The sequence below is a fragment of the Streptomyces sp. NPDC001709 genome (assembly GCF_053596375.1).
In genome coordinates, this window is the sequence record NZ_JBSFGB010000011.1 from 36,993 (window position 1) to 54,198 (window position 17,206).

The following is a 17,206-nucleotide window of genomic DNA, read 5'->3' on the forward strand; positions in this document are numbered from 1 at the left end:
CGACAGTCAGGATGTGTTCAGGCGCCCGGTGCCACGGTTGGGCAACATGGCATACGAGGCATCTGAGAATCCGGTGCTTGAGGAGGTCGGCCAGGCAGCCCCTTCCCGTCAACGGCTGCGCTGGAACAAGGCGCCCGAGGTCACCGTCAGCTTCTGGGTGATCAAGGTGCTGTGCACCACGGTCGGCGAGACCGCCGCCGGCCTCCTGAACGAGAGGGCCGGCCTCGGGCTGGCCGGAGTCTCGCTGCTGATGAGCGCGCTGCTCACCGTCGCCCTGGTGGTGCAGTTCCGCACAAAGGGCTACCGCCCGGGCGTGTACTGGCCCGCCGTCGCCTTGATCAGCGTCGTCGGAACCCTGGTCAGCGACAATCTCACCGACACCATGGGCGTCGCGCTGGAGACCACCACCACGGTCTTCGTGATCGCCCTGGTGATCGTCTTCGCCCTCTGGTACGGCACCGAGCGCACCCTGTCGATCCACCACATCGACACCACCCGCCGCGAGGCGTTCTACTGGCTCGCCGTCCTGTTCACCTTCGCGCTCGGCACCTGCGCCGGCGACCTGATCGCCGAGGAGATAAACCTCGGCTACTGGGTGTCGGCCGTGGTCTTCGCCGCGGCCCTCGCCGCGATCGCCCTCGCCTGGTGCTCCCTCGACCTGAACGCAGTCTGGAGCTTCTGGATCGCCTACATCCTCACCCGGCCCCTCGGTGCCTCGGTAGGCAACTACCTCTCCCAGCCCACCGGCGACGGCGGCTTGGGCCTGGGTACCGTCGTCACCAGCGTACTGTTCCTGGCGGTCATCCTCGGCCTGGTCGTGTACCTCTCGGTCACCCGCAAAGACATCACCGCACCGGAGCAGACAGGAGCACCCGTGGCCTGAGCCACCACAACCAAGACCGCACCAGGCAACCCTGCCGGTGCCCTGGCCCGATCCGGACGAATTCGAGGAGCCGGAACCCACGCTGACGAGGGCGAACAGCCCCTGCCATACACGGCAGTACCCGGCGCCGCAGGAACGGCGTCCCCCACGACCACATTGACGCCTACGCCGACGTCCTGGCCCCTGCTCCAGGTCGCGCCAGGGCCACGCTGACGCCGTGCTGATCCCTACTTCCACCCATCCAGCGATACCTGAGGGCCACCAGTGAGATAGCGGCGGAGGGCGCTCGCAGTGGTGTCCACGAACTCGCCTGGGATGGCATCGGCGTCGACCCAGCAGACCTGAGCGTGCTTGCGAGGTTCGCGGTTCTCCGGTTCGCCGGTCCAGTCGTGCGCGGTGAAGACCACGGTGAGGAAACCGTTGGGAGCCTCGACACCCCAGGCGCCATGGATGATGTGGGCGACCTGCAGGGCTTCAGGCTTCACGATCAAGCCGGTCTCCTCATACAGCTCGCGCACCGCGGTCTCGGTGATCGGCTCACCGGGCTCGCTCTTACCGACAGGCAGGTCCCACATGCCCTGGGCGAACTTGGCGTTTTGGCTGCGCTGGAGGAGGACGACGCGGTTGGTGGCCCTGTCATGGACGATGACGGCGGCGACCAGCAGGGTCATGGATTCGAGGGCGGGCGGCAGGGCTTTGGGCTGGTCGTCGGTGTTCGGCTGAGCCACGATCGGTGTCCCTTCGTCGGCCGGTTGGTGGGCAGCTTAGGCCAGCGCTTCGCGTGCCCGGCGGGCGAGTTCGACGGCTCCGGGCACTTTGCGCCGCTGGTAGACGGCCAGCGTCGACCGGAGTGAGGTGATCGCTTTGCGGGTGCGCTCCGAGGTCATGCCCTCCATGAGGGACAGGGCCTGGGCCCAGGCGGCGACGGCCTCGTCCGCGCGGGCCTGGGCGGCGAGGCTGTCGCCGAGGTCGGCGTAGGTGAGCGCGTGGACCCGTTTGTACTTCTCGGGATCCCAGCGCACCAGGGCATCGCGGTGTTGTTGCTCGGTGCCTACGTGGTCGGCGAGGTCGGTCAGTGTGCGGGCGGTGTGGCTGGCCACGGTGCCGGCTGCCGGGCCGCTGACGCGGGAGTAGCTCGGTTGTGGGCCGTCGTCGCGTAGGAGGGCATCTTCGGCGGCGAGTAGGGCGCGGGCCGCTGCGGGCTTCTCGCCCGCAGCGGCGTACGCGCGGGCATGGGTGATGTGGAGAAGCGCTTCGGTCTGGCCGTCGACGCGGCCCAGGCCGCGGGTCAGTGCGCCCTCGACGAGGTCGACGCAGTGGTGGGGTTGCTTGAGGCTGAGAGCCTGGTGGGCGAGGGCGCGCATCATCCAGGCGGCGTGGCCGTGCGGGTCGGCTTCGCAGGCGAGTTGGTAGCCGACCTGGTAGTAGCGCTGGGCGGCACCTTCCTGGCCGAGGTCGTGGTGCTTCCACCCTGCGAGGTAGGCGAGTTCTGCGACCGCTCCGAACGCTGTCTGGCGTAAGGCTTCGTTCGGGAACCGTCCGCGGAGCATGGGGGCGGCGGTGTCGGCGAGATACGCGGTGACGGTGGTGAGTCCATGGCCGCCGCCGAGACGCTCGTCGGCGGCACTGAAAGCTGCAGTGATCTGGCGTACGACATCCACGTCCTCCGCACCAACGAGGGAGCTACCGGTGCGGGCGCGGAGCATGCGGGCCGTGGCTTCGTGGTCATAGGCAAGGGGCATGGCGACGCCGGCTGCGGTGAAGGCGGCCACGGCCAGGAAGCGTCGGCGTTCGACGTCGGCACGACCCAGGTCGGTCGCGGCGAGGACGGGATCGGACTGCTCCGTCGGTGCCTCGCCCCCGCGGAGACCGATCTCCGTCTCAGTGACCGTGCGGCCTGCTCGCCGGGACAGTGCCTCGGCGAGATACCGGGCGGTCCGGCCGGTCGGCTGTCGGTTGCCGTTCACCCAATGGGAGACAGCCGACTTGTTGGTCTGGAGGGTCTCGCCGTTCTCGGCAGCGATGCGTCGGATGTCCTTCGCCAGAGCCTCGTAGGTGCAGCCCGTCGCCTCGATGGTCTCGCGCAGGCGGGAGTTGGGTTCTCTCTGCGCTGCCACGATCGCCTCCGCTCCGGAGCTGTAAACCGCGTATACCGCTTCAACTGCCTCTCACCGTACCCACTGTGTGTGACGGCGTGTTCACTGAATATCAGCCGCCCGGCACGGTCCGACACCGCGACCAGGCCCCCCCTTCGGCCGGGCGGCTCCCCGAAGTTCCGTAACGCCGCTCCGGGTTCAGCCATGCGTGCGCCCGAACCCGGCCGATCAGAGACGGAGACACGGTGACCACCATCGACACCACGGCCATCACGGTCGAGCTGCCCCAGGCGTTCGACGAACGCTGGAACCGCCTGCCGGGCATCCAGGTCGACGGCCGGCGCATCACGATCAACCCGGCCGAGTACTTCTTCCGCTTCGAGTCCAACACCTGGCTCGTCGCCGACTGGGAGCTGGTCAAGTCCCAGCTCCTGGACGTAGAGGAGACCACCGAGAGCGCGGTCGAGCAGCTCGCGCTGGACTTCATCAAGGCTCACAGTGAGTCCACCTCGGACGCCGCCCGCGTGCTGTCCACCGCCTACGAGGTGTACGCCTACCTGTTCCGCGACGAGCACCTCGCCGGCCTCGGCCTGCCGCAGATCACCGCCGATCACCTTCGGATGCTGCGCGAGGCGGCCACGCTGATGGCACTGAACAAGGTCGAGCTGGACGGGCACATCTCCAACGTCGGCCCGTGCTGGTTCTTCCCGGCCGCCACCTCGGTCGTCTTCGACCTGGAGGACGAGATGGGCGGGATGCTGGATGAGGTCTACCACGGCGGCTGGTTCAACGAGCACCGCCGCATCGAGTCCATCAAGGCCCACGCCGCCCTTGGCGGCCGGCTCGTGCACGGCTGCCAGTCCGTGCCGGACCAGGCCGGCGGCGTCGTCGCGCCCTACGGTGCGTCGATGACCGCCTTCCGGGACGACCTCGCGGCTTTCAAGGCCGGCTGGATCGAGCAGGTCTACGCCCACCGCGTCAGCCCTGCCGCGTAGCACCAGCACCGCACACCAGGCTCCGGGGCGGGCAGGCACCTCTCGCCCGCCCCGGATGCCCCCACCGCACTGGAGAGCCCTTATGGACGCGACCCTCAACGCCGAACTCCTGGACAACCTGCTGACCCTCGCCAACCGCACCTGCGCATCGCGTGAACAGGTGCGCGTCTGGTCCATGTCCGGCGTCGAGCGCCTGACCTTCACCGACGGCAGCACCGCCATCTTCAAGTACGCCAGAAGGCCCTTCGACAGGGAGGACCAGGCACTCCGGTTGGCAAAAACGCTCGGCGTCCCCGTCCCTTCCGTTCACGCCTCCGCAGTCCTGGACGGCTGGCTCGGGATGCTGCTGGAAGACCTCGGCGCTCCCATCCGCGAAGCCGACGACCTGGATGGCGCCGCTGCAGCCGTGGTCCTGCACCGCACCCGCACGGCCGCGGCCCTGCCGGTCCTCGATCAGGAAGGTTTGCGCGGCCTCCCGGTGCGAGCCTTGGAACACCTCGGCCACCTAAGGAAGGCGGACCGGTGGGAGGAAGCCCACGACATCGAGGACGCTCTCGACCGCATCGCCCAAGCCGCCGAAGCGCGCTCGGCCGGCGCCACGGTCGGCCCGTTCGGCTGGGTGCACTCCGAGTTCCACCCCACCAGCCTCCACATCGGCCGGCGCGGCTGGCGCCTGCTGGACTTCGCCCGCGCCTTCACCGGCCCCGGCCTGCTCGACCTCGCCAGCTGGCACGGCACCCTCGACGACCCCGACCCCGTACGTCTGCGCGTCTTCCTGGAGACGTACGTCACCGAGGGCGGCACCCCTGACGCCCTCGCCGAGCGTGGCGGGCTTCCGGCGGAGAAGTGGGCGCTGGGCTGGCACCGCGTCTGGGCCGTCGAGTGGTTCATGGAGCAGTCCATCCGCTGGATCAACGACCCGGCCACCGACCCCGCCTACATCAAGGCCGTACGCCGACACCTCACCGATGTCCTCCACCTCCTGGAGGTCTGACGTGCTCGCCCAGGCATCCCCCTGGTACGTCCACGCCCTCCAGCGCACCACCGCCAGCCCCGCCGAGCCGCTGACCGTCCCCGCGCGGATGGAATGGACCACGCGGCCCGGAGGCGGCCCCGGCGCCGAAATCCTCGGACCAGATCTGCGCCGCAAGCGACTGCTGGAACTTGGCTGCGGCCCCGGCCACAACGCCGCCCACCTCGCCACCCGCTACGGCGCCCACGTCACCGGCGTCGACCTCGTCGGACTGCAGATCCGCCGAGCCCGCTCCCACTACGGACGGCTGAACAACCTCACCTTCGTCGCCAGCCACGCCCTGCACTACCTGCAAGCCCCCACCGAGCACTTCGACGCGATCTACTCCGTCTTCGGAGCGATCGGCCTCGTCGCCCCTGAGCTTCTGCTCCCGGCCATCGCCCAGCACCTCAAACCCGGATGCACCCTCGCCTTCTCCGTCCCCCACCCCCAGCGCGGCGGCAGACGCCCTTCCACTGACGACCGGCCCGGCCGCGACTACGTCACCCTCCCCGACCGCACGCGCCTGCCCATCGCACGCTGGGAGTTCGACGCCGAACGCTGGGAGAAGCACCTCGGACGAGCGGGCCTCTGGCTCGCCTCGGCCCAGGAATTCCACGACGCCCGCCACGGCCTCTGGCCCACCACCCTGCTGATCACCGCGCGCAGGCTCTGACCTCAGCCCCTGCCCCCCTGGGAGAACCCGATGCGCCCGCCCTACCTGCTTCTCGACATCGACGGCGTCCTCATCCCCTTCCCGGACGCGGAAGGATCCGGCCCCGAGACCCACACGCGCCACGACGTCGTTCCCACCGGCCGGACGGCCGACAACCCGGTCACCATCTGGCTCAACCCAGCCCACGGCCCCCTGCTCATGCACGTGATCCGAACCGGCCTGGTCACCCCCGTCTGGTGCACCAGCTGGCGTCAGGACGCCACCACGCTCATCAGCCCGCTCATCGGCCTCCCGCCCCTGCCACACGTCGAGCTGCCGCGTCCGCAGATCGCGACCAGCCACCCCAACGGCTACCTGTGGAAACGCGACTACGTCGCCGCCTGGCTCGGCGACGCGCCCGCCATCTGGATCGACGACGACTTCACCGACCTCGACCACGAGTGGGCCATGGAGCGCGCAGCCCGCGGCCAGGCGACCGCCCTGGTTCAGCCTGACTCCCAGGTCGGGCTGCTGGCCGAGCACCTGGTCGAGGTTCTGGCGTGGGCCGCCGCCCTGTTGCCCATCACGCAGGCTGATACCCGAGGCGTCCCATGTGAAGCGAAGGTCGCCTAGCGCGGCAAAACCGCAGGAATCGCTGATGCCCTCGTCACCAGGAAGGAACGAGGGCATCAGACTGATGGCTATGTCGGCAGGGCGCAGGCAGTGTTGGCCCTTACCGACGCTGCCGGTGCTGCTGTTCGGTGGGTGTCGATGCCGCAGCGGTGGTCTGGTGCCCACGGCTCTGGGCAGTTCCGATCGAGCCCGCGATAGTCGAGCGCCGACGGGCGGCTTCGGCGCGGCGGTTGGGAGCCGGGTTTCGGCCGGTGTGCTGGATGCGGGTGATCAGGACGCGGGCGGGCTGACGGGCGGTGGCCAGCTCACGCTGAGCAGCGGCCTCCTTGAGGAGCTGGTGGGGTTGATGGCCGCGGGCTTCTGCGTCGGCGAGGACGGTGGCGAGCGCGGGCCAGGCCGGGTCGGCCAGGATCCGTTCGGCGTCGTCGGGGACTGCTGCCCGTACGTCGTTCGCGAGAACGCGACGGGCTTGGTCCGTGGGCGGCCGGGCTGCGAGTTCGGCGAGCGTCGGGGCGAGGGAACGGTCTACGGCTGTCCGGAGGTGCTGGACGGCTTGTCGGGCGGCGTCGGCCTGGTGGGCGTGGTCCTTCGCTTCGTGCCAGCGCCCAGCGACGATGGTCGCCCATACGAGGGCTGCGAGTAGGGCGGCGAGCGCGCTGCCGTCTGGGCCGGTGGCGGTGTGGACAATGTCGCGGGCCGCGAGGCGCAGGGCGCGGGCGGCGCTGTCTTCGGCCCGGATCTGGGAGCGCTGGGCTCGGGTGAACGCCTTGGACGCGGCCTGGAGTTCGGCGCGCAGGTTGCCAGGTGCCTTCTGGGCGGTGGCTTCGAGTAGCTCGCCGAGGGCTGTTACCTGGGCTTGGGCCTGTGTGTCGTCGGTGAGGTCGGTGTGGAGGGTGTCGAGGGCATCGAGGGCTTGGTGCCAGGGGGCGTTGGGGCGGTTGCGGCGGGCGGTGGGGTGCTCTTCGGGCCCGCTGGATTCGAGGCGGGCCTTGATCTTGGGCAGGGAGAGGTCGGGGGCGATCTTGCCTCCGGGGTGGAAGATCTGCTCGCCGTTCTCGTTGAGGTCGCCGGGGCGGCCGAGGGCGTAGCCGAGGAGGTCTCCTGACGGGCCGCGGCGGGCTTTGACCTCGATGCCGTCGGCTTCGAGGTAGGCGATGAATTCCTCGGCGCCTGTCACGTGGGGGATGGCGGCGCGGATGCGGTCCTGGAGCCATTCGGGACTGGTCTGTTCCCAGCCGAGGCGTTCGGCCTTGTGCATCTCGGCCTGGGTGGGCCGGCGGGCACCGGTGCGGTCGCCCCTCTTCAGGCGGCGCAGCCCGTAGTCCTTCTCGATCTCACGGCAGGCGTCGCCGACGCGCAGGCCGCTGTCGTGGAGTTTGGGGCGGCGGCCGTCTTCGCGGACGGTGGTGGCGAGGATGTGAATGTGGTCGTCGGCGTGGCGTACGGCGATCCAGCGGCAGGCCAGGTCGTCGCCGGCGGGGGCGATGCCGGCGGCCTGGACGATGCGCTGGGCGATCTCGGCCCACTCGGCGTCGGAGAGGTAGCGGTCCTCGGGAGCGGCGCGGACGGGGCAGTGCCAGACGTGGTCGGTGACCTTCTTGCCGAACTCGCTGTTGCGCAGGCGCACGGGCGCGTCGAGGTGGCTGGCGAGTTCGGTGAGGGTGGCGTTCTCGTCGCGGCCGGGGTCGGGCATGCCGAGCATGGCGAATCCGGCCACGATGTGCGGGTCGAGGTGTTCGTCGTGGCGGCCGGGGCCGTAGAGGTAGGCGAGCAGGCCGCGAGTGTTGGACCCGGCCGGTTTGATGGCGGCGATCACGCGGCTGCCTCCGTCTCCGGATCGGCGGGCTGACGCAGGGCCTCGGCGATCAGCTCCAGCAGGTCGTGGAGCTCGGTCAGGCGCTGGCGAATGTCGGACGGGGTCTGGTCGCTGTTGAGGGCACGGGCGATCTGGTTGACGTTGACGCCGATCCGGTTGAGCTGGCGCAGGACCTGAGCGCGGAAGACGTGGGTGCGGCGGCGGCCCTCGGACAGGGGCAGATTGGCAGTGAACCGGCCGGTGACGAAGGCGAGGACGATGTCGGCGGCGAAACCGGACTCGCCCTTGTAGCCGTGCTGGGTCGCTGCCTCCTGAAGCTGGGTGTGCTCGTCGTCGGTGAAGCGCAGGGGGCCGACTCGGACGACGCGCTTGGTGCCGGTGAAGCGGCGGATCGTGGGCTGCACTTTCTGCACGGCGGGCTCGCCGACTGTGGTCTCGGCGGCACGGACGGGGCGAAGGACTTCGCGCTGGGCGGCATGGAGCGTGTCCGGGTCGGGGCTGCCTTCGGCCCCACCCTCCTGGTCCTGCGCCCCCTGGCGCTGGGCCGTCTCCGCCACCCCCGGGGCGGAGACCCCCGAAGACCGGCCTTGAGTCGGACTCGGGGTACTACTGGCTCCGCCGGGGGCCACCCGTCCGAACGCACGCCGGAGACGGTTCATCAGCGTAGGGGACTTCGTCAGCGGCGTCGGCACGTCGTGAGTGTCTGTGGGGCGGTGCGGGTCGTGCGTCACGGGCGGTGCTCCAGGAGAAGCGGGGAAGGCGGGCAGTCCGCAGGAGGGGGCGGCGGAGTGGGGGCTGTCACCGCGTCGTCCACAGATGTGGATAAGCGGGCGGCGAGTGAGGCGGCGACCGACTGGCCGGGGTGACCGGAGAGGGTTCCGGTCACCCCGCAGGAGTTCCGGTCAGCCGCTGTCCGGACCGGTCTCGGCGGCGGCTTCGATTTCGGACCGGAGGGTGGTCATCACGTCGGTCTGCCGCTCGCTGCTGATCGTCAGCCCGTTGGCCTTGACGGCCTTTCGGAGTAGTGATCGGGTGAGCGTGCCGTGTTCGGCGAGGGCGCTCCGGCCGATCTCCACGAGTTCTTCAAGCGTGGCGCCGGGTGGACGGCCACCGCGCGGCCTGCTCTCCGCAACCTCGGAAGGCGGTTCCGTCGGCTGTACGGGCACGGCGGTCGGCGGCACGGACTGGGCGGGCTCGGCCGGTGCTTCGGCGAGCGTGACGAGTGCGGTGACCGGTGGTCCCGGCGCCTGGACCGGCGCGGGTTCCGGACGGCCCGCAGGCTGGTCGACGAGTTGGTGGATCTGCCGCATCAGGACACCGAAGGCCAGCAGAGCGGCGGTCGGGGGGACCGCGGCGACCACGTAGTCGAGCAGCGGCACGGTGCCCGCGCTGCCGGTGCCGTTGACTCCGGCCACGTTGAGCGCGATGGAGCCGACCGATCCGGCGGCCGTCAGGGCGATCGCCCACCTGTCGGTCACCCTGCGCAGGCCCGCGCGGAGCATAAGCAGTTCGCCCGCGACGATGAACGCATCCAAGGTCGCCGGCCAGGCCCAGCGGCGGGCGGGAGAACTGCGCAGCCCGTGCTGTCCGGCGACCTCGGCGAGGTGCGCGTACGACAGCCAGAATCCGCTGATGGTGAGGGCGACGATGACGACTCCGGCCGCACCGAGCGTGTACCGCTCGATGTCCTGATTGGTCATCGACAGCCGTCCTTGTGTCGGGGCGGTGCCCCCGACGAGTGGGCGTCGTTGTGAGAGTGGGGAGGGTCAAGCGAAGTGCTCCTGGGGTTTAGCGGTGTGATCCGTCTTGCCGTCTTGGCCGTTGCAAGCGCAGGTCAGGGCCGGTACGGCAAGGGCGTTGAGGTGCCGTACCGGCGGCGTTCGGGCTCTTCCGGCGTGCGCGGGCGCGGCCTGGCCGCGGGCAGCCGGCCGACGGCGTCTCGACGTGTCCCCTGCCGGTCGGGACGGCACTGCTACGTTGTGCCGTCCCGACCGGCGGCGCTGCGACCTGCGGTGATACGGCGAGGACGCGTGGGACGGCACAAGACGGATCCGGGCGGCGTCTCCCCGCGGCAGCGATCACGATGATCGAGCTGCCGTCTTGTCCCCGGTTGCCGTCTTGCCTGCATGCCGTTTGACCTGCGGGATCACGGCAGGGACGGCAGGGACGCCCACCGGGGGGCGGGGCTCAGTCTGCGGCGGGGGCGACAGGCTCGCTGTCCACTGGGTGGACAGTGGGGCAGTAGCGCCGCCAGGCGTCGAGGAACTTGTTGCGCATGTAGCCCTTGCGCTGGGTTCCGTCGGCGAGGCGGACGTTGCCTGGCCTGATGTCGAACGGCCGCAGCATGTCCGACAGATTGCGGGACGTCAGCCCGTGGCGCCCCCATTCCGCCCACGGGCTCTCGGTGTTCTGCAGCAGATGGTGCAGCAGCTCCTCCGTGGAGAGGCTGTCGACCTCCCGTTGGGCGAAGAAGATCCGGCGGATGTCGGCGAGGATCCGTGCTCCACCGGGCTGCTCCTCCTCGACTTCGACCTCGGAGGTGACCATCCGCGCGCACGCCTCGCGGGCGCGACGGGGCCAAGGCCCGGCGGCGAGGTCGGCGACGATGACCAGTGGCTCCCAGGTGTCGGCGGCCCGGTCCTCCACCGGCATCTCCGGCTCCAGGTCCGCCGCCTCGTCCAGCAGCGGGCGGGCCCAGGCGGCGATCCGGTCGCGTACGTCGTGCAGAGCCGGAGTGTCGCGGCGGGAGCGAAAGGGCTTGACGCGCTCGCCCTCCGCCCGGCGGCGCATACGGATGACCACCGACCGGTCCATGATCGTGTCGGGCAGGTCACCGATCCCGGCGAGGGCGGCCATGGCGAAGGTAGCAAACCGGTGCGGGGTGTGGTCGTTGCCGACCACTCGCGTGACGTAGCGGTTGCGTTGATGGCCGGCGTTGAGCAGACCACGCATCTCCTCGTTCTTCTCCGCCATCTTCGGCGTGCCGAAGATGGTGTCCGCCTCGTCCACCAGGAGCGTGGGCGGCTCCTCGGTGATCGACCGGAACACCGCAGCCGGTGTGGTGTTGATGGTGAGCATCGGCTCGTGGACCGTCTCGGTAAGCACGTCCAGCAGCCGCGACTTACCGCACCGCTTCGCCGGCCCCACCACCGCCAGACGCGGCGCGTGCTGCCAGGCCGACTGCAGATGCGTCGCCGCCACCCACAGCGTCACCGCATCCAGCGCCTCCGGCGAGGGCAGGATCACGAACTTCGCTATCTGCTCACGCAGTTCGTCCAGCAGCGCCGAGCCGACTGTCGGCTCCGGCGCCGGAGCCGGAGCCGGAGCCTCGGACGCCTCGACCAGCGCAGTGGGCACGGATTCGACGGGGTCGGGCTTGCCTGGCACCCCGACCGACGGCCAAGCAGCAGGTACGGGGGCGGAATAGGGCGCGGGGTTCTCAGGTTGCACCAGGTGGCTCCTCTTCTGTGCCGCCGGGCATGCAGGCCCAGCGGCGCGGATCGTTCGTTGGATTCGGGCGACGGGGATTCCCGAGCCTCCGGCGTTGCCGCGCCGGAGGCTCGCTGCGTTCAGAGACTGAACACGCACTGTGTCCCGAGTCGGGACACTCGCTCGGTTCCCCGAGGGAACACGGACAGTACGTCCACCCCCTGCAACAGTCCAGCGTTTCTGTGTCAGCCCAGCGCAGAACCGCCTGCTACGCTGCCACCCCTTCACGCCGCCAGACCCAGCAACTCCAGCAGATCCGCGGTCACCACCCGGTAGGCGTTGCCCAGGCGCAGCACCTTGCACGGGTAGGCGCCCCGCTTCGCCAACTCATAGCCCTTGCTCCGGCCGAGCCCCAGCGCTCGATTGCTCGTGTCCAGGTCAACCGCCACGGGAAGGGCGAGTACCTCCTCCCGGCTCATCCCCTTCGAGCCCTTCGAGCCTCCGGCCATCGCGTCGTTGCGCATGCAGAGCGCCCCTTTCCATGCAGCCCTCGGCGAACGTGGTCATCACATCCGGCTCCAGGCGTCTACGAACCAGGATGGCCAAGCTAATGTGTCTTCATGACACAAGGCGGTTTTGATGATGGAAGTGACGAGGACGACGTCCCTGAGTGGGCGGACCGGATCAAGGCCAACGTCGCCGGCGAAGTCCGGCGCAGAAGGAAGGAAATGGGGTGGAGCGCACAGGACCTGGCGGACCGGTGCGAACAGCTCGGGCACCCCATCCCGCGCAACGTGATCGCCAACATGGAGTCCGGCCGCCGGGCCAACCTTCCCCTCGTGGACGTGATGGTCCTGGCCGCCGCCCTGGAGACGTACCCGGTCTGCCTGATCTTCCCGGTCGGCTACGTCGAAAAGACCCAGGAACTCCCCTTCCAGCACCTCGTGCCCACCTGGGACGCCCTGCGCCGCTTCACCGGTGAGGAGGAGGTGCCCGGCTACGACGCGGGCCTGGTCCCCGACTTCGAACTTCACGCCAGCCTCGTCCGTACCGCTCTCGCCGCGCTCGAAGAGGAAGAACAGGCCCGGTTCGCGGCCAAGACGGCCACCAGCCGCGCCGAGAAGGAAGAAGCCGAGCGCCAGCAGGCCAAGTACGCCGATCAGGCCGTCTCGGCCAAGTACAGGCTTCGATACCTCCGCCGCGACCTCCGCGAGGAGGGGGCCACCCCACCCCATCTGCCACCAGCACTGGGCGATGTCGATCCGCCCGAACCCGATACCGAGGCCACCCCGGAGGAACGCCTTTGAAGGGCTCCACCTACCGCCGCTGCTCCTGCCGCGACCCGAAGACCGGCAAGGAACTCGGCTCCTCCTGCCCGAAGCGCAGGAGCCGCAAGCACGGTTACTACTCCATACGCCAGGAGCTGCCGCCCCGCGAGGACGGCACCCGTCGCTCCTTCAGCCGCGCCGGCTACGAGTCCCTCAAGGACGCCCAGTCGGAACTCGACCACGTCCGCTCCCTGCTGGCCCTCGCGGACAAGGACGACCCCGACAGCCTCCAGCGCCTCGCCGCCATGCTGGCGGAGGTCGCGGCCGAGAAGGCCCCACTGCCGGCCATCGAGGAGACCCAACGCCGTCTGCGTGCGGGCCTGGCCCTCCGTGGCAGCCTCACCGTCGGCGAGTGGCTCGACCAGTGGTTCGCCGCGAAGAAGCGCCGCAAGACCACGCTGAACGGTTACGCCTCCCACATCCGCGTCCACCTGAAGCCGCGCATCGGCCACGTGCGCCTCGGCCGGCTCAACGTCGGCCACCTGGTGGAGATGTTCGACGCGATCGCCGACGAGAACGAGGTGATCGCGGCCGAGAACGAGGCCCGCCGCGAGCAGATCGCCCGCTGCAAGCCGAGCAAACCCGGGCGACCCGTAGGGGCCGAGCGAAAGCTGCTCGCGGCCGAGCGGGCCAAGCTGGCGGAGATGAAGCCGTTCCGAAAGATCACCGGCCCGGCCACCCGGCAGGCGATCCGCCGCACCCTGCGCGCGGCGCTGAATTCCGCGATCGCCCAACAGCTGATCATCTTCAACCCGGCCTCCTACGTCGAGCTGGAGTCCGGCAGGCGCCCCAAGCCCCTCCTCTGGACCGAGGAGCGGGTCCGACGCTGGCGCGAGACGGGCGAGATCCCCGGCGCGGTCATGGTCTGGACCCCGCAGCAGTTCGGCGCCTTCCTGGACGCCGCCGAGGGTGACCGGCTGTACGCGATCTTCCACCTGATGGGCACCCGCGGCCTCCGTCGCGGCGAGGCGGTCGGCCAGGACTGGCACGAGATCGATCTCGGCGCCGGCCTCATCACTCCGGCCAAGGAGATCGTGGTGGACGGCTGGGACCTCTACGAGTCCGAGCCGAAGACAGACGGCAGCGCGAACACGATCGCGCTCGACAGCATGAACATCGCCGTGCTGCGCGACCACAAGGCCCGCCAGGACAAGGAGCGTGCGGACTGGGGCGGCGCCTGGCAGGACACGGGCAAGGTCTTCACGAAGGAGGACGGCTCCTGGCTCCACCCCGAGACGGTGTCGGAGACCTTCCGCCGTATCCTCGCCACGACCGACCTGCCCCCCCATCACCCTGCGGGACCTGCGCCACGTGGCCGCGACGCTCACGCATGGAGGCGGCGGCGACATCCACACGGTGAAGGAGACCCTCCGGCATTCCACCATCACGCTGACCTCGGACACGTACACGAGCCTGCTCCCGGAGCTCGACCGCGAAATCGCTGAGAAGGCAGCGAAGCTGATCCCGCGGTCTCGTCCGGCAGCCGCCGAACCGTCCGCCCCGGCAGCGTTCGATCCGCAGGCCACCGGCACATCCGCCCAGGCATCACACGGGGATTGAAGTCCCGGCCCGAAAAGCAGCGACCGGGCGTGGAGCCGCGTCACTCACTCGGCCTGGGATCACCCCACTCCTCTTCCTCCTCCATGTAACGGATGCCCTCATGGGACAGTGAGACGGTGGCGGGCGTCTTGTGCGACGTCCACTCGACGGTGATCAGGCCCTCGTCGGCCAGGTAGGCGCAGGCTGCGGACAGGTCGTTGTCGGGCAGCCGGAGCGCCTCGCGCAGTGCCGCCCCGCTGACCTCAGGTCGGTTGCGTTCCATGGCTCCGTAGAGTTGCCGGAGGACGGCCTTGCGGTAGGTCTTGCGTTCACGGAGTGTCGTCATGGCTGGCGCTCTCAGGCTGGTATCCGAGGCTGCTGATGCCGACAGGCAGTCGGCCTTGCGGCCTCGCTCACAGCCTCCGCCGCCCGGGTGCCCCGCCGCGCAGCCCCTCATGCGGCTTCCCCTCGCTGTATGCGGGCGTCCCGGCGATTCCCGGCGACGCCGATGCTCGCGGTGATGGGGAGTAGCGTGGTCAGAAGCGAGGCGGATCCCGTGTTCGCACCGGATCCCGGACAGGTGGTCCTCCATGACCGGCTCCGACACATCCCCTGGTTCCAGGCACCTGCCGAGCGGTGTGCACCATGCCGTGCGGCCGGGGAGTGCACTGCTCCGGCTGGAGACGACGGCATCGCGCGAAGGCGTCCTCGACGGGGCGTGGTGGCCGCGGTCGCGCGACATCGGTGCCGAGCTGCCCGCGCTGCTGAGCGCCCTCACCGAGCACCTGGGCCCCCTGACCCGCGTCGGGCTGGATGCCACGGCCTGGGAGGGGCTGCCGACCCGGATCGTCGTCGGCGACCACGTAGTACACGTGGACTCCTTCCCGGTGGGTGACGACACGGTCCTGATCACCCGGGGCGACCGGGACCTCTTCTCGCTGCTGGTGGTCCCACCGGACACGCCGCCCGAGGCCGCCCGCGCGGCGATGGCACAGGCCGTCCTGGCCGGCAACGTCAGCGAGGCGGAGCAGATCCTCATCGACACGGGAAGCGGGCAGAGGCCGTCCGGCTGACCCCTGTCGTAGCCGGTGGTGCGGTCAGCCGCGCCACTCCACGAGGAGCAGCGTCGCGTCGTCCGTCGTGTGTCCGCCCCGCGCCCGCTTGAGGGTGTGCGACAGGGAGCGAGCGACCGCCCGGACTCCGCGGCCGGTTCTCTCCAGCCGGTTCACCCAGTCGATCAGCTGGTCCTCCCCAAACTGCTCTTCACCAACCGCGTGCTCCTCGATCAGCCCGTCGGTGAAGCAGAGGACGCGGTCTCCGCGCTCCAAGCCCAGCTCGGTGACCTCCGGCGCCGGCCCGCCCATGCCGACCGGGAGGGTCGTGGGGGCAACCAGCCGACGCGCGACGCGGTGATCGCGCACGAGTATCGGTGGCGGGTGTCCCGCATTGACCAAGTGCACCCGCCCCGTGGTCGTGTCCAGCCGCATCATCTGGGCGGTGACGAAATGGTCCGGGCCGAACTGGTGTGCCACGGCTGCGTCCATGGCGGCGTAGATCTCCGACAGGCCGGTGCCGAGGCGGCGGGCGTGACGGTAGGCGCCGATGGCCACGGTGGCCATAGTGGCCGCTCCCAGGCCGTGCCCCATCGCGTCGATCATGGCCACGTGGAGGATGTCACCGTTGAGCGCGTAGTCGAAGCTGTCCCCCGCCACGTCATAGGCGGGCTCCAGGATCCCGGCCACGGCGACCTGCGGCATGATCATGGCCAGGGGCGGCAGCAGGGACCACTGGATCTCGGCGGCGACGCTCATCGGCTCACCGCGGCGGGTGGAGGAGAACAGGTCGGAGTAGCCGTGCTTGGTCACCAGCAGGTCGGCAACCAGGCCGGAGAGCCTGGCCAGCAGCCGCCGGTCGTCGTCATCGACCCGGTCCAGCGTCACGGCCATGACGCCCACCTGGTCGCCGCCGTCCAGCAGCGGCAGGTGGACCCGTACGCCGTCGGCCTCGGGCACCTCGACGGGCTGGGCATCGAGAAAGCACCAGCCCGCGACGGAAGCGTCGATGTCCTGCGGATCCCCGCCCGTGAGGCCCTCACCGCGCAGAGGTACGAGCAGCAACTGGCCGTAGTCCTGGAGCAGCACCTGCGGATGGCGGCCGCCGAGCCGCTCCACCACGTCGGCGACCAGCGGTCCGATGAGGTGGGGCGGGAGCTCGTGCGCCCGGTCGAGAACCGCCCCCAGAAGCGCTTCCCCGAAGCTCTCGGAGCGGTCCGTGCCCGGTTCGGCCGTCATCAGCTCACCCACCGTGATCCACACGGACACCGGCGGCGGGGTCGACCGGCGAAAGGACTACCCGTCCCATCACTCCATCATGGGCCGTGCTGTTCCCCTGCGCCCTCCCGGCCGAAGCTGTCCTCGACATGTGCCAAGGTGCGCTGAGCCGACAGCGGATTCCACGGATCGGCGGCGGCGGTCAACAGGCGTTCGGCGGTTCCGGCCGGCTCGTCGGGCGGGACGACCAGCAGCTCCCAGCGCCCCAGGGTGCCGCAGTCCAGGGTGATGGCATGCTCCTCGGCGGTGGCGTCGCTCAGGACGACCTCGATCACGTGGTCCGGCGCCGACACGGTCAGTGGCGCGTCAGGCCAGGCCGCAGCGCCGACCGTGACGCGGGTGACCGTGCCAAGGCCGGGGTCGAGCGAGCCCACGAGCGCGGGCAGCTCCAGTTCCAGGGCGTCGCAACGCGGCCACCACGCTCCGTCCAGCGGGCCGTGGCTGGCCTCCGGCGTGAGCCTCAGCCGGGCAAGCGGCATCCTGTACGTGT

17 protein-coding genes and 1 pseudogene are annotated in these 17,206 nt (G+C 70.1%); 8 read left to right on the forward strand and 10 right to left on the reverse strand.

Translation table 11 applies throughout. From position 1 onward, the window contains the following. Positions 1-46: 46 nt before the first annotated feature. Entirely contained in the window at positions 47-883 is an 837-nt protein-coding gene (locus tag ACWC0C_RS18090; RefSeq protein WP_450864825.1) for a COG4705 family protein, read from the forward strand. Positions 884-1,110: 227 nt separating this feature from the next. On the opposite strand, the gene ACWC0C_RS18095 is transcribed toward ACWC0C_RS18090, so the two are convergent. Both ACWC0C_RS18095 and ACWC0C_RS18100 read right to left on the reverse strand, forming a co-directional pair. Beyond that, on the reverse strand, positions 1,111-1,611 hold the full coding sequence (locus ACWC0C_RS18095) for an NUDIX domain-containing protein (RefSeq protein ID WP_450864826.1): 501 nt from the start codon (positions 1,609-1,611) through the stop codon (positions 1,111-1,113). 36 nt (positions 1,612-1,647) lie between these two features. Continuing rightward, complete coding sequence (locus tag ACWC0C_RS18100) at positions 1,648-3,000, reverse strand: tetratricopeptide repeat protein (RefSeq protein ID WP_450864827.1); 1,353 nt, start codon at positions 2,998-3,000, stop codon at positions 1,648-1,650. Between the two features lie 224 nt (positions 3,001-3,224). Here ACWC0C_RS18100 and ACWC0C_RS18105 point away from each other — a divergent pair, with 224 nt between their 5' ends. The 4 genes from ACWC0C_RS18105 to ACWC0C_RS18120 all read left to right on the forward strand — a co-directional run bounded on the left by ACWC0C_RS18105 (position 3,225) and on the right by ACWC0C_RS18120 (position 6,274). After that, positions 3,225-3,974: a hypothetical protein gene (locus tag ACWC0C_RS18105; protein ID WP_450864828.1), complete on the forward strand. Its 750-nt coding sequence runs from the start codon at positions 3,225-3,227 to the stop codon at positions 3,972-3,974. Between the two features lie 82 nt (positions 3,975-4,056). Then, on the forward strand, positions 4,057-4,968 hold the full coding sequence (locus ACWC0C_RS18110; RefSeq protein ID WP_450864829.1) for a phosphotransferase family protein: 912 nt from the start codon (positions 4,057-4,059) through the stop codon (positions 4,966-4,968). Between the two features lies 1 nt (position 4,969). Then, positions 4,970-5,662, forward strand: a complete 693-nt coding sequence (locus ACWC0C_RS18115) for a class I SAM-dependent methyltransferase (protein ID WP_450864928.1) — start codon at positions 4,970-4,972, stop codon at positions 5,660-5,662. Positions 5,663-5,692: 30 nt separating this feature from the next. Next, positions 5,693-6,274, forward strand: coding sequence for an HAD domain-containing protein (locus ACWC0C_RS18120; RefSeq protein ID WP_450864830.1), 582 nt, complete (start codon positions 5,693-5,695; stop codon positions 6,272-6,274). Between the two features lie 100 nt (positions 6,275-6,374). Here the strand turns inward: ACWC0C_RS18120 and ACWC0C_RS18125 are convergent, their stop codons facing one another. From ACWC0C_RS18125 to ACWC0C_RS18145, 5 genes are all read right to left on the reverse strand, one after another. Continuing rightward, the gene (locus ACWC0C_RS18125; RefSeq protein ID WP_450864831.1) at positions 6,375-8,090 is read right to left on the reverse strand and encodes a relaxase/mobilization nuclease domain-containing protein; all 1,716 of its coding nucleotides are present in this window, start codon (positions 8,088-8,090) and stop codon (positions 6,375-6,377) included. Next, positions 8,087-8,647 carry a MobC family plasmid mobilization relaxosome protein gene (locus ACWC0C_RS18130; RefSeq protein ID WP_450864832.1) on the reverse strand — a complete coding sequence of 187 codons (561 nt, stop codon included), beginning with the start codon at positions 8,645-8,647 and terminating at the stop codon, positions 8,087-8,089. Before ACWC0C_RS18130 ends, ACWC0C_RS18125 begins: the two co-directional genes overlap by 4 nt. A gap of 345 nt (positions 8,648-8,992) precedes the next feature. Further along, on the reverse strand, positions 8,993-9,790 hold the full coding sequence (locus ACWC0C_RS18135; protein WP_450864833.1) for a DUF2637 domain-containing protein: 798 nt from the start codon (positions 9,788-9,790) through the stop codon (positions 8,993-8,995). Positions 9,791-10,277: 487 nt separating this feature from the next. Further along, positions 10,278-11,540 carry a DUF3631 domain-containing protein gene (locus tag ACWC0C_RS18140; protein WP_450864834.1) on the reverse strand — a complete coding sequence of 421 codons (1,263 nt, stop codon included), beginning with the start codon at positions 11,538-11,540 and terminating at the stop codon, positions 10,278-10,280. 263 nt (positions 11,541-11,803) lie between these two features. Further along, the gene (locus ACWC0C_RS18145; RefSeq protein ID WP_450864835.1) at positions 11,804-12,043 is read right to left on the reverse strand and encodes a hypothetical protein; all 240 of its coding nucleotides are present in this window, start codon (positions 12,041-12,043) and stop codon (positions 11,804-11,806) included. Between the two features lie 96 nt (positions 12,044-12,139). On the opposite strand from ACWC0C_RS18145, the gene ACWC0C_RS18150 reads away from it, so the two are divergent. Beyond that, the gene (locus tag ACWC0C_RS18150) at positions 12,140-12,826 is read left to right on the forward strand and encodes a helix-turn-helix domain-containing protein (RefSeq protein WP_450864836.1); all 687 of its coding nucleotides are present in this window, start codon (positions 12,140-12,142) and stop codon (positions 12,824-12,826) included. After that, a pseudogene (locus ACWC0C_RS18155) lies at positions 12,823-14,407 on the forward strand (site-specific integrase). Before ACWC0C_RS18150 ends, ACWC0C_RS18155 begins: the two are co-directional and overlap by 4 nt. Before the next feature lie 40 nt (positions 14,408-14,447). On the opposite strand, the gene ACWC0C_RS18160 reads toward ACWC0C_RS18155, so the two are convergent. After that, positions 14,448-14,732 (reverse strand): hypothetical protein, encoded by a 285-nt coding sequence (locus ACWC0C_RS18160; RefSeq protein WP_450864837.1) that lies wholly within the window; start codon positions 14,730-14,732, stop codon positions 14,448-14,450. 244 nt (positions 14,733-14,976) lie between these two features. On the opposite strand from ACWC0C_RS18160, the gene ACWC0C_RS18165 reads away from it, so the two are divergent. Next, positions 14,977-15,459 carry a DUF5994 family protein gene (locus ACWC0C_RS18165; protein WP_150944920.1) on the forward strand — a complete coding sequence of 161 codons (483 nt, stop codon included), beginning with the start codon at positions 14,977-14,979 and terminating at the stop codon, positions 15,457-15,459. 24 nt (positions 15,460-15,483) lie between these two features. On the opposite strand, the gene ACWC0C_RS18170 is transcribed toward ACWC0C_RS18165, so the two are convergent. Together ACWC0C_RS18170 and ACWC0C_RS18175 are read right to left on the reverse strand one after the other, a co-directional pair. After that, positions 15,484-16,677 carry a PP2C family protein-serine/threonine phosphatase gene (locus ACWC0C_RS18170; RefSeq protein ID WP_450864929.1) on the reverse strand — a complete coding sequence of 398 codons (1,194 nt, stop codon included), beginning with the start codon at positions 16,675-16,677 and terminating at the stop codon, positions 15,484-15,486. Between the two features lie 77 nt (positions 16,678-16,754). After that, a complete protein-coding gene (locus tag ACWC0C_RS18175) occupies positions 16,755-17,195 on the reverse strand; it encodes a DUF5994 family protein (protein WP_450864838.1) in 441 nt (146 codons plus the stop codon). Positions 17,196-17,206 lie beyond the last annotated feature (11 nt).

What these genes read in the sequence shown, in the direction of transcription:
- ACWC0C_RS18090 (WP_450864825.1), top strand. Translation starts at nt 47, where the DNA reads ATGGCATACGAGGCATCTGAGAATCCGGTGCTTGAGGAGGTCGGCCAG.
- ACWC0C_RS18110 (WP_450864829.1), top strand. Translation starts at nt 4,057, where the DNA reads ATGGACGCGACCCTCAACGCCGAACTCCTGGACAACCTGCTGACCCTC.
- ACWC0C_RS18120 (WP_450864830.1), top strand. Translation starts at nt 5,693, where the DNA reads ATGCGCCCGCCCTACCTGCTTCTCGACATCGACGGCGTCCTCATCCCC.
- ACWC0C_RS18135 (WP_450864833.1), bottom strand. Translation starts at nt 9,790, where the DNA reads ATGACCAATCAGGACATCGAGCGGTACACGCTCGGTGCGGCCGGAGTC.
- ACWC0C_RS18145 (WP_450864835.1), bottom strand. Translation starts at nt 12,043, where the DNA reads ATGCGCAACGACGCGATGGCCGGAGGCTCGAAGGGCTCGAAGGGGATG.
- ACWC0C_RS18150 (WP_450864836.1), top strand. Translation starts at nt 12,140, where the DNA reads ATGACACAAGGCGGTTTTGATGATGGAAGTGACGAGGACGACGTCCCT.
- ACWC0C_RS18160 (WP_450864837.1), bottom strand. Translation starts at nt 14,732, where the DNA reads ATGACGACACTCCGTGAACGCAAGACCTACCGCAAGGCCGTCCTCCGG.
- ACWC0C_RS18165 (WP_150944920.1), top strand. Translation starts at nt 14,977, where the DNA reads ATGACCGGCTCCGACACATCCCCTGGTTCCAGGCACCTGCCGAGCGGT.
- ACWC0C_RS18170 (WP_450864929.1), bottom strand. Translation starts at nt 16,677, where the DNA reads ATGACGGCCGAACCGGGCACGGACCGCTCCGAGAGCTTCGGGGAAGCG.
- ACWC0C_RS18175 (WP_450864838.1), bottom strand. Translation starts at nt 17,195, where the DNA reads ATGCCGCTTGCCCGGCTGAGGCTCACGCCGGAGGCCAGCCACGGCCCG.